The following is a 16,154-nucleotide window of genomic DNA, read 5'->3' as shown; positions in this document are numbered from 1 at the left end:
TAAAAGGGCCACCGCCGATTGTAACCATGTGCGGTATGGTACGTTCGGGTCAGGTGCTTCATCATGAAGGGAATCTACTGTTTCTTGGAGATATCAATCCGGGGGGCACAGTGACGTGTACCGGAGATATATATGTTTTGGGTTCACTCAGAGGCATGGCTCACGCTGGAATTGGTGGGGACGAAGACTCAATCATCGCTGCTTCGGTGTTTGCACCGACGCAGCTGCGGATCGCTGACATCATCAGCCGTCCTCCCGATGAGTGGGAGAGCCGAGAGACCGGAATGGAATTTGCTTATTTACAGGACAATCAGATGCAGATCGACAAGATGAGCAATATCGTTCGGTTGCGCCGAGATTTTAATGTGTTTAAAGGAGTGTAGCTCATGGGAGAGGCGATCGTGATCACTTCGGGTAAAGGCGGCGTGGGTAAAACAACCACCTCGGCAAACATCGGGACAGCGCTGGCGCTGCTCGGCAAAAAGGTTTGTCTGGTAGATACCGATATCGGCCTTCGCAATCTGGATGTCGTGATGGGACTCGAAAACCGGATCATTTATGATCTGTGCGACGTTGCAGACGGCCGCTGCCGACTGAATCAGGCTTTGGTCAAAGATAAACGTTTCGAAGAATTATATATGCTGCCTGCAGCACAAACGAGAGATAAGAACTCTGTGTCACCAGAACAGGTGAAGGACATTATCCTCGAATTGAAAAAAGATTTTGAATACGTCATTATTGACTGTCCAGCTGGAATTGAGCAGGGGTTCAAAAATGCGGTTGCGGGAGCTGACCAGGCGATTGTGGTCACTACACCAGAAAATGCGGCTGTCCGTGATGCGGACCGTGTCATTGGCTTGCTGGAGAGTTCACACATTCAATCACCAAAACTGGTTGTGAACCGTATCCGTAACAATATGGTTAAATCAGGCGACATGCTCGATATTGATGGCATTTTACAAGTACTTAATATTGACCTAATCGGGATCGTTCCTGATGATGAGCTTGTCATCAAGGCAGCCAACTCGGGAGAGCCTACCGTAATGAATCCGGATTCACTTGCGGCCATTGCCTATCGTAATATTGCCCGTCGTATTCTGGGGGATACCGTTCCTCTGATGCAATTGGAGCAGAAAAAGGGTGCTTTCACACGTTTCAAAAAGTTTTTTGGAATGGGTTAACTTGCTCTTCCTCACCACATTCATGTATGACAGCCGAGGCCCTCAAGCCCGGCTTTTTTGATTATTATGGGGCATTTTATTAAAGCTGTCTTTTATAGAACCGGATATGCACTTCAAGGAAGTACTCCACGTTGTGGGGTTATTTTTGCTTCCAGCCGAAGCCTGTTCATATTATGAACGAGCCCTTCATAGGATGTAGTAAACAAGCCTCGGCGGGAGGACATTCCATGAATACGAAACTCAGAATCAAGCAGAGAAGAGAAGAGCGCATTCGGCGGTTAATGGATGGTGCTACGGAGGAAATTATGCAGGAGCGAGAATCGGGCTTGGTATCCGATAAGCGTACATCTGCACAACGTAATCTTTTCTCGTCTATGGATATACAAGAGAATCTACGAATAGCAAGATCTTCACTGGCAGAACAGGAAAGAGATCCGGAATGGCTGTGGAAAAAAGAGAACGGACATTATGGTCCTGGCGGCCATCCACGTTTCAATCTGATGAAATCATTCGTAGGACGAACAGTGGTTAGCATTTTATTATTCGGCGGCGTCTGGGGATTGTTCCAGTTGAACACTTCGTGGACGACACCTGCCAAAACCGTGATCGCCGATATGTTGCATCGTGATATGGATTTTGCGTACGCTGCTGCCTGGTACGAACGTCACTTTGGCGGAACTCCATCATTCCTGCCTGTTCTTGGGCATACCACTGATCCTGTGAACGGCTCGGGTATTCGGCACCTGCTCGGCAAACCGATCTCTGGAACCGTCGTTCAGCCTTTTGCACTGAGTATGAAAGGTATTGAAATTGTTCCCGAAGCTGGCGGCACTGGACTTGTTCAGGTGGTCAGTTCAGATGCCGGACGAGTACTTCAAGTATTGGATGATCCGGAAAATGGAACTACGGTTGTAATCCAGCACTCTGGCCAAGTGACAGCTATATACGGACGCTTGAACGAAAGTGAAGTTCAGGTGAATGATTGGGTTGAAGCAGGTGATGCGGTCGGCAGCCTGAAGGAGACTGGAAATGATCAACCTGCCACATTGTATTTCGCTGTAAAAGAGGGCGAGCAGTACGTAGACCCTGCGGAAGTGGTTGCCCTTGATTAGGTTATGGGGTGTACGTATCTCGTTTCACCCTTTTTTTGTGATCATCATGATGGCCTCTCTGTTGACCGGGAACTTTATTGAACTCATCACGCTGTTTGCCATCGTTTTTATTCATGAATGTGGACATGCTGCAGCGGCAGCCCTTCTGGGCTGCCGTGTCCTTTCGATACAGATGCTTCCTTTTGGAGGCGTTGCCGTTATTGAGGATGCTGGAAATATTACAGCTCGTCGGGAGATCATTATCGCTTTGGCAGGCCCGTTTCAAAATATGCTCATGGTTGGGGTCGTATTGCTGCTGAAATATGGCAACCTGGGAGACCCGTTTTTTTTGGATTATATTATACAGGGGAATCTGCTGATTGCCCTCTTTAACCTGCTACCCGTGTTGCCGCTGGATGGCGGTAAAATTGTACAGGCACTCGTTAGTCTTGCTGTTCCCTACTATACGACATTGAGGTGGACATACAGAATCAGCATTCTGTGCAGCGCAGGGGTTATCTTGGTTGCCATCGGTCGCTGGTTTACAGGTGATTATGGCTTACCATTAAATATTCTGTTAATCGGGATCTTTCTGTTCTATTCCAACGTGACTGATTACCGAAATGTTCCATACCGGTTTATCCGATTTCTGATGAATCGTGAAAGTGCGTTCACCCGCCATGCAGCTACAGGAAGTTTGGCGCAGCCGATAATATCATTTCCGGCGAAACCTTTGGAGTCTATTTTGCGTCTATTAAAGAGAGAACGATACCATATGATATATGTGATGAATAGACAGGGAAGAATCTTGGCCGTTTTGCCTGAGCAGCGAATCATCGGTTCTTATTTCAAACAAGACACGGATAAGTTGTAGCATCTTGGTGGAACTGTCCTGAATTGGGTTAATACATGTACAATGAGTATGGCAAAGATACAGAATGGATGTGGATGAATTGAATTGTCTTCTAGAGGTGAAGCCATGAAACAAATGATTGTACATAATGAACATAACCTCATGCAAATGGCGCTTCTGGAAGAAGGCAAAGCTGTAGAATTCATGGCAGAGCGAACACGCGAGCGTGGACTGCTGGGTTCGTATTTCAAAGGACGGGTAGTGAACGTGTTACCAGGTATGCAAGCTGCTTTTGTGGATATCGGTCAGAAAAAGAATGCTTTTCTGTATGTGGACGATGTGTTGCATCCTAATTTGGAGAAACAACCCAAAGTGAAGCCTTCGATCTCGGAGCTGCTTCGTCCGGGTCAGGATGTGATCGTCCAGGTCCTGAAGGAGCCAGTAGGAAGCAAGGGAGCCCGGGTGACGACTCATTATTCGCTGCCGGGCCGCTGGCTTGTCTACATGCCTTTAGCGGATTATGTAGCCGTCTCCAAGAAAATTGCCCGTGAGGGGGATCGATCCCGCCTCAAGACGCTGGGTGAACAACTGAGACGGGACGAAGAGGGGCTTATCATACGAACCGTATCTGCAGAGGAACAGAGGGAAGCCATTCAGGCCGACCTGGAAACATTACGTGAGCAGTGGCGTCTGATTCGTGAAAAAGCGGATAGTTTGCCTTCACCAAGCCTGCTGCATCGGGATCATAGTATGGTTCAGCGGATTATTCGGGATGTGTATACGCCTGGCAGCGATGAAGTCATTACAGATAATGAAGTACAAGCCCGTGAATTGAGTGCTTTGTTAGAGGAAATCTGTCCAGGCCATCACCCTAAAGTACAGGTGTACAGGGGAGAAGAATCGATTTTTGCTGCTTATAGTGTGCAGGAGCAGTTGAACAAGGATTTTGCCCGCAAGGTATGGCTGCCTGGAGGGGGATATATTGTCATTGATCATACCGAGGCGCTCACTGTAGTCGATGTCAATACAGGCAAGTACACGGGAGCGGGCGGAGACAGTCTGGAAGAGACTGTAACGGAGACGAACATGCAGGCAGCGGTTGAAATCGCCCGTTTAATGCGTCTTCGGGATATCGGCGGCATGATTATTGTGGATTTCATTGATATGGAGGAAGCGATGAATCGGCATGAAGTTGCGGCAACGCTGGAAAATGAACTCAAGAAGGATCGAACCAAGGCTTTTGTCATGGGGTGGACCAAGCTGGGGTTGCTCGAACTTACCCGTAAGAAGGTACGGGAAGAGAGCACGCTCCCATACGTGGAGCCGTGTTCTTCCTGTCATGGGACAGGCAAAAGATATATTTCACCGTTGCATTGATTTTCAGTATAGTTGGTGGTATAATCTTCAGGTATGTGTTTAGCCTAACGGTCTTGCACATGCTGTAACCGCACTGGCCGGGTACAAGAACAGTTCCGCAAGGAGACTGTCACCTGAGACCGGGCGAGTCTGAGACATGAGGAGGTGCAAGGCAAATGTACGCAATTATTGAAACAGGTGGAAAACAGTACAAAGTCCAAGAGGGCGATGTTCTGTTCATCGAGAAATTGACTGCGAACGATGGCGAAAGCGTAACGTTCGACCGTGTCCTGGCTGTATCTAACGATCAAGGTTTGACAGCAGGTACACCATTGATTTCCGGAGCAACTGTAACGGCTAAAGTGGAGAAACATGGCAAAGGACAAAAGGTTGTTGTATACAAATACAAACCTAAAAAGAACTACCATGTGAAGCAAGGTCACCGTCAACCGTATACTAAAGTAACTATCGAAGCAATCAAAGCGTAAGAAGGTGCGATAAGTGATTATCGTTCAAGTCTTTCGTAATGATGACGGGAGCATCGATCGTTTCTCCATCAAAGGGCATGCTAATTTTGCCAAGCGAGGAGAAGACATCGTATGTGCCGGGGTATCCGCTGTTACAGTGGGTACGGTGAACTCGATTGAAACACTTACTGGTGTCGAAATGGATGCCAAGATGAAGAATGGCTTTTTAAGCGCTTCTTTACCGGTGTTGGAGAAAGACGGAACCTGGTCCCAGGTACAATTGCTACTCGAATCCATGGTACTTATGCTCACTGATATTGCAAAGTCATACGGAAAGTATATTCAGATAGAGCAAGTCAAATAATTAAAGAAGGAGGACAACCAATCATGTTGAAATTAAATCTTCAGTTATTCGCATCGAAAAAAGGTGTAGGTTCCACGAAGAATGGTCGTGACAGTAACGCACAACGCCTTGGCGTTAAACGTGCTGACGGTCAAACAGTAACTGGTGGTAGCATTCTCGTTCGCCAACGCGGTACGAAAATTCACCCAGGTACTAACGTGGGTATCGGTAAAGATGACACTTTGTTTGCGAAAGTTGACGGCGTTGTGAAATTCGAACGTTGGGGACGCGATCGTAAAAAAGTAAGCATCTACCCTGTGAATGTTGCTCCAGTAGCAGCTGCAGTAGAAGCATAATATCGGCATTCCGCCTAAGGAGCCTTCGGCATTTTTGCCGGAGGCTTTTTGTATTTATAGGTTATTCGATAATGAACTGGCAGAAAAGACATGTTATACTTGTGTACGGTGGGGATTAAACCAACCGAGTTTTGTAGAACGGGGAGAAGCCATGAAATCTTGGAAAAGAGTGCCGTGGATTGCGGCATGTTCACTTCTGATTCCTTTGGTTTTCGTTATGCTGTATCCAGTGGTTGTTTCTATTGCTGTATACGCATTGTGGTCCGTCGCGGTGCTTTTTGTTTCTGTGAACGTGATGAAAAGACAGGCAGAGGCGGAACGCAGAACCATCATACAATCTATGGAAAAGACAGCAATTGCATCATTAAATCATCATAGGCATGATTGGATGAACGATCTTCAGGTGTTGTATGGATATCTTCGGCTGGGCAAACTTGATAAATCAGTGCAATGTGTGGAAAGAATAGTAGAGCGGGTTAACGAAGAAAGCCGAATCTCCAGATTGGGTATTCCTTCACTCGTTTTTTATCTTCAATCTTTCCGGACCAGTGGAGTCGCTCTGGAATTGCATGTGGTAGTAGAGGAAGAGTTACAGCTTAGTGCTCTGGTCTCTCCCGAGGATGGCGAGTCACTTACGGGGGCGATTGCCGATGCGATTCGTGCCTATCAATATGGCGGCGGCCGGTCGTCTTGGGGAGAGGTTCGCAAACTGACCTTGAACTTCGGACAGGACCATGGAGATGTGGTTGTTCGGCTGGATGGGGATCAAACACCCGATCCGGAAACACTGCGGCAGCTCAATGCCGTACTCAAAGGAAAAAAAGTCAGAACGGAGCAGCTTCCGTCTGAGGATACGTTTATACAATTCAGAATGCCTTGCGGAATATAGGAAGAAGGGGTTAACCAATGTTTGTAGATAAAGCTAAGATTTATGTGAAAGCCGGAGACGGAGGGGACGGAATTATTTCGTTTCGTCGTGAGAAGTATGTACCGAACGGCGGACCTGCCGGGGGCGATGGAGGCAGAGGAGCTGACATCATTTTCCGTGTGGATGAAGGTCTGCGTACGTTGATGGATTTTCGTTACCAACGTCACTTCAAGGCCCCTCGCGGTGAGAAGGGACGTAATAAAAGTCAGCATGGCGCGAACGCTGAGAACATGATTGTACGTATTCCACCAGGGACTGTGATTTTGGATGAAGACAGTGGAGAAGTACTGGCTGATTTGACACGTCATGGTCAACAGGTTGTCGTTGCTCGTGGTGGACGAGGCGGACGGGGGAATATCCGTTTTGCCACGCCTAATAATCCAGCACCGGAACTGGCCGAAAATGGTGAAGAGGGCGAAGAACGTTACATCGTGCTTGAGCTTAAGGTCATGGCAGATGTCGGTTTAGTTGGTTTCCCGAGTGTTGGGAAATCCACGCTGTTGTCTGTTGTTTCAGCAGCCAAGCCGAAGATTGGAGCATATCATTTTACTACCATTACACCTAACCTGGGTGTTGTTGGTGTGGGTGAAGGCCGCAGCTTTGTCATGGCAGATTTGCCGGGATTGATTGAAGGTGCTCATGAAGGCATTGGACTTGGGCATGAGTTCTTGCGTCACGTTGAACGGACACGTATTATCGTTCATGTCGTTGATATGTCTGGTACGGAAGGACGCGACCCGTTCGAAGACTGGCAGAAAATCAACGAGGAACTGAAATTGTACAATCCTATCCTTGCCGAAAGACCACAGGTTGTAGCAGCGAATAAAATGGACATGCCGGATTCCGAAGCTAATCTGGAAGAATTTTTGCAGAAGGCTCGTGAAGTTCAACCGGATATTGAAGTGATGCCTATCTCATCCCTGACACGGAAAGGGATTCAAGAGCTCTTGTATCGTGCGGCTGATCTGCTGGATCAAATTCCGGACGAACCAGTGGTTGAAGAAGTTGCTGACTTATCCGAACGGAAAGTGTACAGCTTGGACAAAAAAGAGGACGATGGCTTCCGTATTGTGCGGGAGAATGAAATCTTCGTTGTCGAAAGTGCCAAGATTGAACGTATGATGAGACGGATGCAGCTGAATTCGCATGAAGCGATTCTCAAACTGGCGCGTACATTGCGACATATGGGTGTGGATGCGGAACTGCGTAAACGCGGAGCTGAAGAAGGCACCATTGTGCGTATTGGCGATTTTGAGTTCGAATTTGTGGAAGGCAGCAGCTACTATTAAGGTAGCAGGCCCCCATGTACAGATAGATGTTAAAACATATACGCAGAGAAGTGGGAGATAACCCGCTGCTCTGCGTTTTTTTATTTTTCCTTACCTGCGAATGGGATAAACTTGTATACTGTTAGGAATAGTTTTTCAAAAATAGACATGTAACGTATTGCCCTTTTGGAATAGATCCTTTATAATGTCCACTATATGAATACATGAGTCTTTGAGGAGAGGACGTTCTGTGAATGAACGCTATTACTTAGTACGGGAAGACATTTTGCCAGAGGCTGTGGTGAAGACCATGCAGGTAAAAGAACTGCTGGCTTCCGGGGATGTCAAAACAGTTCATGAGGCGGTTGAACAGGTTGGATTAAGCCGAAGTGCTTTTTATAAGTACAAGGATGGAATCCATTTGATCAATCAACTTGAACGGGAGAGAATTGTAACGATCTCCATTGATTTGGAGCATCAGTCAGGAATATTATCTCGTGTGCTCGGACATGTAGCCGGTTATGGAGCCAACGTGCTTACCATTAATCAAAGTATCCCGCTCCAGGGAAGAGCCAACGTTGTCATTTCAGTGGAGACATCACATCTCCATGGAGAAATCGGAGAAATGCTCGATCGAATGCAGGATATGCCTGGGGTTCGACGCACGCGCATTGTAGGCCAAGGTTAATTAGACGTTATCGCAAAACGTTTAGGAATAAGTTGGATGTATGGTTAAATCGTACAGGGGTGAAGGAGAAAAAGACAATGGGGGTAGATCGTTAGTGAAACCGGTAAAAGTGGGATTGTTGGGTCTGGGTACGGTGGGTACTGGGGTCGTTCGCATCGTGGAAGGGAATCAAGAGGATCTGAGCAGTCAGGTTGGATCACCGATTGTCATTGAGAAAATTGCAGTGAAGAATACGGAGAAAGATCGTGTCATTGCTGTAGACCGTGCGAAGCTCACTGAAGATCCATGGGAAGTCATTCGTCACCCGGATATTGATGTTATCGTGGAAGTTATGGGCGGTATTGATCAGACAAAGGAGTACATTCTTGAAGCGCTGGAGCGGGGCAAACATATCGTTACAGCAAATAAAGATCTGATGGCTCTGCACGGTTCCGAGATTTTGGCCAAGGCGCAGGAAAAACAATGTGATGTATTCTACGAAGCGAGTGTAGCTGGGGGCATTCCGATCATCCGCACGCTGATTGAAGGTTTCTCATCCGACCGAATTACCCGCATTATGGGGATTGTGAACGGAACAACGAACTTTATTTTGACCAAAATGAGCCAGGAAGGCGCCTCGTATGAAGAGGTTCTGGCAGAGGCTCAAGCACTCGGGTATGCAGAAACTGATCCAACTTCGGATGTCGAAGGACTCGATGCAGCTCGTAAAATGGCGATCCTGGGTACTTTGGGCTTCCGTACCAATGTGGAACTGAAAGACGTGACTGTTAGGGGGATTTCATCCGTCACCCGTGAAGATATCACGTATGCCAAAAGACTCGGCTACGAGATGAAGCTGCTCGGTATCGCAGATCGTAGGGATGATGAGATTACGATTAGTGTTCAGCCAACGATGGTAAGACAGAATCATCCGATTGCATCCGTCAATGGTGTGTTCAACGCAGTATATGTACATGGCGAAGCTGTAGGCGAGACCATGTTCTACGGTGCGGGTGCAGGTGAGCTTCCGACGGCAACTTCTGTAGTAGCGGATATCGTGGCTGTGATCAAAAACCTGAAGCTGGGCGTGAATGGTCTCAAAGCCATTGTGCCTTACAAACAGAAGCGCCTGCAAAGTGACGAGCACATTATGTCGAAAAACTTCATTTTGCTGCATGTGGATGATAAGGCAGGGGTACTGGCGCAAATCACTCAAATTTTCGCTGAATACGAAGTCAGCCTGGCATCGGTTGTGCAACAGCCGAACGAGCATAACCCGGATGCTGAGATCATCATCGTTACGCATAACGCTAGCAAGGCGAGCATGGATAAAGTATTGAAACACTTTGAATCACTTGCCGTCATTCGTCGTATTAAGAGTGTGTACCGGGTAGAAGGATAATTCGTCCCCAAATTCCGGTTTGAATTTTCAGGTCAAAGTTCAGGTTTAAGGTAGACGATTAACCATATAGATGTATGCAATCATATTCGGATTATTAACGACAAAGGAGTTTACCCACAATGAGATATCAAGGATTACTGCAAACTTACAGAGAGCACCTGCCGGTTAATGAAAACACGCCCCTGCTTACCCTTCATGAAGGAAACACACCCCTGGTTCATGCGGAGAATTTGTCCGAGGAACTCGGATTGAATTTATATTTCAAATATGAAGGTCTGAATCCAACAGGTTCATTTAAAGACCGCGGAATGGTTATGGCTGTTGCCAAAGCGATGGAAGAAGGCAGCCGCACGATTATGTGTGCATCGACAGGCAACACTTCAGCGGCAGCAGCTGCCTATGCGGCTCGTGCGGGTCTGAATTGTATTGTATTGATCCCGAATAACAACATTGCGCTGGGTAAACTGGCTCAAGCCATGATCTATGGAGCCAAGGTGATTGCGATTAATGGCAACTTTGACCGTGCATTGGAAATTGTGCGTGAGATTACAGCCAAACATCCAATTACACTCGTGAACTCCGTAAATCCGTTCCGGATTGAAGGACAGAAAACAGCTGCCTTTGAAGTTATTGAACAGCTTGGTCAGGCACCTGATGTACTTGCCATTCCGGTGGGTAACGCAGGGAACATCTCGGCCTACTGGAAAGGATTCAAAGAGTATAAAGAAGCAGGCAAAGCGAACTCCCTGCCCCGTATGGTCGGTTTTGAAGCGGAAGGCGCTATGGCGATTGTTAAAGGTGAGCCGATCCTTGAGCCTGAAACCGTAGCAACAGCTATTCGAATTGGTAATCCGGCAAGTTGGAAAACCGCTGTAGCTGCAGCTGAAGAGTCTGGCGGACAGATTAACTATGTTACTGACGAAGAAATTCTGACAGCATATCGTACGATCGCAGCTCGTGAAGGGATTTTTGCTGAACCTGCGTCCGCTGCTTCCGTTGCCGGTGTATACAAACTGAAGAGTGAAGGGTATTTTAAAGGCGGAGAGACTGTGGTTTGTGTACTGACAGGACATGGCCTCAAAGATCCTAATATCGCAATCAAAACGGTAGCGACTGAGCCGCTTGTTGTGGAGGATTCCGAAGAAGCGGTTATGGCTGCAATTGCACAGCTGGAGCAACAATCTGTATGAGTTTGAAGCCAAGGGTAATCGTTAAAGTACCTGCAAGTACAGCCAATCTGGGTCCAGGGTTTGATACCCTAGGCATGGCATTGTCTCTGTATGCCTGGCTTGAGATGAAACCGGCTGAGCAGACGACATTCCATTTACATGGCGATCATCTGACAGGTCTGCCAACAGATAAATCTAATTTGATATATGAAGTTGCACAGATGGTTTTCAACGAAGCCGGGGTCTCCGTGCCGGAGTTGGAGATTTCCATGTATTCCGATATTCCGCTTACACGGGGACTGGGGAGTAGTGCATCAGCCATCGTGGCTGCATTGGCTGCTGCTAATGCATTAATTGGCACTCCATTATCTGATGCCAAGCTTTTGGACATGGCTACGTCGCTGGAGAAACATCCGGATAATGTAGGAGCTTCACTATATGGGGGTATCATTACAGCAGCGTGGGATGGTAGTCGGGTAGACCATATTCGTATTGAGCCGCATCAGGATTTGCAGACCTTGGTCATCGTACCGGACTTCGAGTTGTCCACTTCAAAAGCAAGAAATGTAATTCCGCAGCAGTTCGACAAATCTGATGTCATTCACAATATAAGCAGATCATCCTTACTCGTTGCAGCTTTGGCAAGTGGAAGGTTGGATATGATTCAAAAGGCGATGTCGGATCGGATTCATCAACCCTACAGGGCATCTTTGGTACCCGGAATGGCTGAGATCTTGGAACATGCGGTCAGTCATGGAGCGCTGGGGGCTGCTTTGAGTGGAGCCGGACCTACCGTTTTGACGTTGGTAGATCGTCATGATACTCGTAAGCTCGAACTGGAGCAATATTTGATAGATACGATGAGCCGTGAAGGCATCACTGCATCTGCATTGTGGTTAGATCCGGACCTGGACGGTGTTTTCGTACTGCCTGATCAAGATGAAAGTCCTTTTATGGACAGAGTTAAAGGGGAAGTTAACGCATGAAACGAATTGCAGTATTACCTGAAGGTTCAGTTTCTCATGAAGCAGTAGATTTTCTGTTTAATGGGGAGCCTTTGGAATTGCTTCATTCCAAGCTGATTTCTGATGTTTTCCGTGCTACGGATAGTGGAAAGTCCCAATACAGTGTCATACCCATCGAGAATACGATTGAAGGCTCCGTTAGTTTGCATATGGACTGGCTGGTTAACGAAGTGGACATTCCGATGCAGGCAGAATGGGTTTATCCATCCATACAAAATGTGATTGGGCATGGCTCTGAATTCAGGACAGAGAGTGGCGAATATGATTTCGGGAAAATTACGAAGATCATGTCCCATCCCGTAGCGATTCCGCAATGCCAGAATTTTATTCGCCTGCATTCACCTGGAGCAGATCTTGAGGGTGTAAACAGTACGGCGGAAGCTGTAGAAATTGTGAAAAAAAATCCTGGCAAAGGCTGGGTTGCGATCGGCACAAGGCTTGCTGCACAGAAGCATGGTTTGGACATTATGGCTGAACGGGTTACCGACCATGACAACAACTATACTCGTTTTGTGCTGATAGGTCATGAGCCTGTACAGATATCGCGAGAGCCTGATCATGTGAAAACCAGTTTGCTGGTTACACTGCCTGAAGATGCACCGGGTGCATTGCATCAGGTGCTGTCGGCTTTTGCCTGGCGAAAGCTGAACTTGACCCGACTGGAATCTCGTCCAACGAAGAAAAGGTTGGGCAGTTATTATTTTTACATTGATGTTGAGGAAAGTGCAGATTCGGTATTGCTTACCGCAGCGATGGCTGAGATTGAGGCTTTGAATTGTCAGGTGCGCGTTCTTGGCAGCTATCCGTGTTATACATATCCTTCGTTGAAAACGACCTGAATCAGGGCGTACATTGTTGAAGGTTGTCATAAGACTGGGTAAAATGAGCAAGAAATAGCTTGTCATTTGTTGTACAATGAACGAGATAAATGTAGTTTCGGAATCAAGGAATGGAAATTTTATGGAGGTGCAGTCATCGGTGTCAGAACAATGGATTTATTTGGATGGTCAATATGTGACCAAGGAGAACGCAACCGTTTCGGTATATGATCATGGATTTTTGTATGGAGACGGTATTTTCGAAGGTATTCGGATTTATAACGGTAACATTTTCAGATGCAAAGCGCATTTGGATCGTTTGTACGATTCAGCTAAATCCATCAGTCTGAACATTCCGCTGTCTTATGATGAGATGCTGGAAGTGATGGCTGAAACGGTACGCCGCAATGATATGCGTAACGGTTATATTCGTCTGATCGTATCGCGTGGACCTGGTAATCTGGGTCTTGATCCGCTGCGCTGCCCTAAAGCATCCGTTATTATCATTGTAGAGCAATTGGCGATCTATCCGGAGGAAGCGTATCTAACTGGGCTGAAAGCCGTGTCTGTGTCCCAGCGTCGCAACATCCCGGATGCCCTTAATCCAAAAATTAAATCATTGAACTATCTGAATAACATCCTTGTTAAAATTCAATCCACCTATGCAGGTGCTGGTGAAGCGATTATGCTGAATTCCCAAGGATATGTTACGGAAGGTTCCAGTGATAACATCTTTATTATTAAAAATGGTGTGGTTTATACGCCACCTTGTTATCTTGGAGCACTCGAAGGAATTACACGTCAGGCCATTATCGATCTTTGCGGTGAGCTGGACCTTGAATTAAAAGAAGTGCCATTTACGCTACATGATGTGTACATTGCCGACGAAGTCTTTTTCACTGGAACAGCTGCAGAAGTTATTGCTGCATATGAAGTGGACGGCAGAACGATTGGAACGGGTGTCGCAGGTCCTGTAACCTTGAGACTGCTGGAAGCGTTCCGTCAAATTGTTGACAAAGACGGTTACAAAGTTTGGGAAGATTAATGGAACGAACTGAATAGGGAAGCAGGGAATCCTTCTTGTCTCAGAAATTCAGCATACCCGGAGTATGCGGTTTTTGGGGCAGGAAGGATTTTTTTTGCTTAGTTGATGTCATTAGCCTAATTTCTGCATAGGATGTAGTAACGGTATGGGCGAATGCACTGCCCAAGTATCACGTCTAGGAGGTTAGTTCCAAGTGAAAATACACATGGTGAAAAAAGGCGACACATTATATCTGCTGTCCCAAAAATATAATGTAGCGTTGGACAAAATTATTGCAGCTAATCCGCAAATTGCAGATCCCGATAAGTTGGAGATCGGCATGAAGGTCAAAATTCCTGCGGAGCCTGTAACACCTAAACCGGAAGGCATATTGCACAGTCATAAAGTTCAGCAAGGAGATTCATTGTGGAAGTTGTCCCAGGCTTGGGGAGTTCCGTTGAAAGATATGATCAATGCGAACCCGCAATTGAAAAATCCGAATGCTCTTCTTGTAGGGGAGACCGTCTACATTCCATCAGCGAATACACCTGGGAGTGCGGCTTCAGAGAATGGTGCTTCATCCAATGTTGCTCATGAGAAGCTATCGCCTGAAGGAAAAGAATATACGGGAGTAAAAGAAGAAACGGCTCCAGTTGCACCAGTAGTCCCAGTCCCTGAACCAGCACCTGTACCGGAAGTCTCCAATTCGGTTCCAGCTCCTGTACCTGCAAATCCGGTCATCCCTAATATCAAGCCGGAAGTAGAAGTATTACCACAGTTACCTGAAATACCTGAAGTGAAGCCGGAGAAGGAAGCTCAGAAAAAAGAGCACACCAAGTTCGAAGTGCAATTAAAACCGATAACTGAAGCGCCGACGTATACGATGCCTAATATTTCACCTGAAGTCATGCCCTTACCTGTAATACCTAACAACAACACGAAATGGCCAGCAGAAGTGGCACCAGCTACCAAAGCTCCATGTGGTTGCGGTAGTAAAATGCTTCATGCTCCTGCCGAGCATCCGTATGCGCAAGTACCTGTGCCTGCGCAAGAGGTTTATACTGATCCACAAAACATGTACACGGCTGGGGCGAATAACAATAATACATTCCCGGGTATACCTGAGGTGAGTCCGTACTCCATAGGTAATACATCGAACACGCCTTGGACCGGCACAGAGTATAATCATAACAACGTTATGCCAAATGTATCTGCTGAAATGCAAAACAACTCATATCCGGTCGCTCCAGCAGGTCAGGTGAACAGCCCATTCCCTCCATTTGCAGCCAATGATCATATGAACTACCAACCGCCTCATATTTCTCCTTATTCTATGCTTCCGTATCCGCCATGTGGATGTGGTAACCATCATATACCCAATCATCATCAATACCCATATCCCTCACATAACTACCAGAACCCAGGGTGGGGCACATACAATCCATACGGGATGCAGCCCGAAATGGCCACATCCATGATGCCAAATCAGCCAGTTGAGTATGCGTATCAAAATCCATACCCTACTCAGAATATGGTGCCGCCGTCTCCGCTTGGTGCATTTGGTGAAATGTATCCTCCACAAGGCAAAGGGGAAGGTAAAAAGGGCGGACGTGACGAGGCTAACTTAAGCCAGTCCTCTACAGAGAGTGAGGCTGAGTTCAATCTCGAAGCGAAGCCTAAACAAGCAGCCAAAACTGGAACTGCGAAACCCAGAACAGCCAAACCTGCTGCCAAATCCAAATCCAAAGTGTCTGTATCCGGGAAAACATCAAGAGAGCGCACAGGAACATCCACTAAACGTAATTCTGACAACAAAAAGCGTAGAAATCCCTGGATACAGCAATAACACTGTAAAGTAACTGAAAACGTTAAAATTCAAAAGGTCGACTCTGAGAAGAGCCGGCCTTTTGAATTTTGTGTGGAGAGCAGCGACGTCCTACATTGGTATGGAAGTGTTTCGCTTGTAGGGTTCTTTAGCAGATATCAAGGACGCCCGATGGATGTGGACGCGATAGTTAGGAGAATAGAGCCTTAAATTCTCTATAGTTTTAGTAGGGGAGCCAGGACTTAGAATCTATTAAATGTTTTTTTGAAAAAGCTATTGCATTGGTTTCGTCAGTATGATATATTATTTAAGTCGCCGCTGAAACACAGCACAGACAACAAAAAGAGTAACATAAACGAGTTTGATCTTTGAAAACTGAAC

The 16,154-nt window shown here is 46.7% G+C and carries 17 protein-coding genes and 1 other annotated feature; all 17 genes read left to right on the top strand.

Going from position 1 to position 16,154, the window contains the following annotated elements; all coding sequences use genetic code 11:
- On the top strand, nucleotides 1-383 hold a 383-nt coding region (locus AMS66_RS34110), incomplete at its 5' end, for a septum site-determining protein MinC (RefSeq protein WP_330219347.1).
- Between the two features lie 3 nt (nucleotides 384-386).
- Complete coding sequence (gene minD / locus AMS66_RS23405) at nucleotides 387-1,181, top strand: septum site-determining protein MinD (protein WP_053783092.1); 795 nt, start codon at nucleotides 387-389, stop codon at nucleotides 1,179-1,181.
- A gap of 227 nt (nucleotides 1,182-1,408) precedes the next feature.
- The gene (locus tag AMS66_RS23400) at nucleotides 1,409-2,293 is read left to right on the top strand and encodes a M23 family metallopeptidase (protein ID WP_053783091.1); all 885 of its coding nucleotides are present in this window, start codon (nucleotides 1,409-1,411) and stop codon (nucleotides 2,291-2,293) included.
- Nucleotides 2,286-3,146 carry a M50 family metallopeptidase gene (locus tag AMS66_RS23395; protein WP_053783090.1) on the top strand — a complete coding sequence of 287 codons (861 nt, stop codon included), beginning with the start codon at nucleotides 2,286-2,288 and terminating at the stop codon, nucleotides 3,144-3,146. The genes AMS66_RS23400 and AMS66_RS23395 overlap by 8 nt, the downstream gene beginning before the upstream one ends.
- A gap of 105 nt (nucleotides 3,147-3,251) precedes the next feature.
- Nucleotides 3,252-4,502 carry an Rne/Rng family ribonuclease gene (locus AMS66_RS23390; protein WP_053783089.1) on the top strand — a complete coding sequence of 417 codons (1,251 nt, stop codon included), beginning with the start codon at nucleotides 3,252-3,254 and terminating at the stop codon, nucleotides 4,500-4,502.
- 56 nt (nucleotides 4,503-4,558) lie between these two features.
- Nucleotides 4,559-4,643: a sequence feature (ribosomal protein L21 leader region), on the top strand.
- A 14-nt stretch (nucleotides 4,644-4,657) separates the two neighbouring features.
- Complete coding sequence (gene rplU, locus AMS66_RS23385; protein ID WP_024633961.1) at nucleotides 4,658-4,969, top strand: 50S ribosomal protein L21; 312 nt, start codon at nucleotides 4,658-4,660, stop codon at nucleotides 4,967-4,969.
- 13 nt (nucleotides 4,970-4,982) lie between these two features.
- The gene (locus AMS66_RS23380; RefSeq protein ID WP_053783088.1) at nucleotides 4,983-5,312 is read left to right on the top strand and encodes a ribosomal-processing cysteine protease Prp; all 330 of its coding nucleotides are present in this window, start codon (nucleotides 4,983-4,985) and stop codon (nucleotides 5,310-5,312) included.
- A 23-nt stretch (nucleotides 5,313-5,335) separates the two neighbouring features.
- Nucleotides 5,336-5,647 carry a 50S ribosomal protein L27 gene (rpmA, locus tag AMS66_RS23375; protein WP_024633959.1) on the top strand — a complete coding sequence of 104 codons (312 nt, stop codon included), beginning with the start codon at nucleotides 5,336-5,338 and terminating at the stop codon, nucleotides 5,645-5,647.
- A 151-nt stretch (nucleotides 5,648-5,798) separates the two neighbouring features.
- Nucleotides 5,799-6,536, top strand: coding sequence for a Spo0B domain-containing protein (locus AMS66_RS23370; RefSeq protein WP_053783087.1), 738 nt, complete (start codon nucleotides 5,799-5,801; stop codon nucleotides 6,534-6,536).
- Nucleotides 6,537-6,553: 17 nt separating this feature from the next.
- A complete protein-coding gene (gene obgE / locus AMS66_RS23365; protein WP_053783086.1) occupies nucleotides 6,554-7,864 on the top strand; it encodes a GTPase ObgE in 1,311 nt (436 codons plus the stop codon).
- 229 nt (nucleotides 7,865-8,093) lie between these two features.
- Entirely contained in the window at nucleotides 8,094-8,531 is a 438-nt protein-coding gene (locus AMS66_RS23360; protein ID WP_024633956.1) for an ACT domain-containing protein, read from the top strand.
- Nucleotides 8,532-8,625: 94 nt separating this feature from the next.
- Nucleotides 8,626-9,912: a homoserine dehydrogenase gene (locus AMS66_RS23355; protein WP_053783085.1), complete on the top strand. Its 1,287-nt coding sequence runs from the start codon at nucleotides 8,626-8,628 to the stop codon at nucleotides 9,910-9,912.
- Between the two features lie 119 nt (nucleotides 9,913-10,031).
- Nucleotides 10,032-11,102 carry a threonine synthase gene (gene thrC / locus AMS66_RS23350; protein ID WP_053783084.1) on the top strand — a complete coding sequence of 357 codons (1,071 nt, stop codon included), beginning with the start codon at nucleotides 10,032-10,034 and terminating at the stop codon, nucleotides 11,100-11,102.
- Nucleotides 11,099-12,067, top strand: a complete 969-nt coding sequence (gene thrB / locus AMS66_RS23345; protein ID WP_053783083.1) for a homoserine kinase — start codon at nucleotides 11,099-11,101, stop codon at nucleotides 12,065-12,067. Before thrC ends, thrB begins: the two co-directional genes overlap by 4 nt.
- On the top strand, nucleotides 12,064-12,945 hold the full coding sequence (gene pheA, locus AMS66_RS23340; RefSeq protein ID WP_053783082.1) for a prephenate dehydratase: 882 nt from the start codon (nucleotides 12,064-12,066) through the stop codon (nucleotides 12,943-12,945). Before thrB ends, pheA begins: the two co-directional genes overlap by 4 nt.
- A 139-nt stretch (nucleotides 12,946-13,084) precedes the next feature.
- Nucleotides 13,085-13,969 (top strand): branched-chain-amino-acid transaminase, encoded by an 885-nt coding sequence (ilvE, locus tag AMS66_RS23335; protein WP_024633951.1) that lies wholly within the window; start codon nucleotides 13,085-13,087, stop codon nucleotides 13,967-13,969.
- A gap of 193 nt (nucleotides 13,970-14,162) precedes the next feature.
- On the top strand, nucleotides 14,163-15,794 hold the full coding sequence (locus tag AMS66_RS23330; protein WP_144424592.1) for a LysM peptidoglycan-binding domain-containing protein: 1,632 nt from the start codon (nucleotides 14,163-14,165) through the stop codon (nucleotides 15,792-15,794).
- Nucleotides 15,795-16,154 lie beyond the last annotated feature (360 nt).

It is taken from the genome of Paenibacillus xylanivorans (genome assembly GCF_001280595.1).
Lineage (GTDB): Bacteria > Bacillota > Bacilli > Paenibacillales > Paenibacillaceae > Paenibacillus > Paenibacillus xylanivorans.
Note: the sequence above shows the minus strand (reverse complement) of the source record. Positions and strands in the feature narration are given on the sequence as shown.